General features: G+C 48.0%; 1 protein-coding gene. It reads left to right on the top strand.

Annotated elements, in window-relative coordinates; translation table 11 throughout:
* The coding region (locus AAEY79_RS14960) for a hypothetical protein (protein WP_352289189.1) at positions 1–209 on the top strand (209 nt) is incomplete at its 5' end.
* Positions 210–271 lie beyond the last annotated feature (62 nt).

Here is a 271-nt window from a genome sequence, read left to right as displayed (position 1 = left end):
ATGGTGACGTGACCAAGAGGTTACGGCAGCAGTTGTGGAGTCTGCATACGAACAAGGAGGGGGCGCAGGATGATCCAGGGCAAGCTTTTAATAAATGGGAAATGATTCTTAACAATAACGCCGACCTGCAGGGTGGAGGAAAGCATTCACCCGTCGCTTCGATTATTCGTTTCATGCGCATGTCAAACGAACGCACCTACAAAGACTGAAAAATGAGAAAGTCGCTTGTAATTTATACGGTCGTGTTGCTAGTGTGCGCCTGCACCAACAA

The organism is Psychrobacter sp. GW64-MNA-CIBAN-0177 (assembly GCF_040309585.1).
Classification (GTDB): Bacteria; Pseudomonadota; Gammaproteobacteria; order Pseudomonadales; family Moraxellaceae; genus Psychrobacter; species Psychrobacter okhotskensis.
The sequence above is the reverse complement of the archived record's forward strand: the minus strand, read 5'-3'. Positions and strand labels throughout refer to the sequence as shown.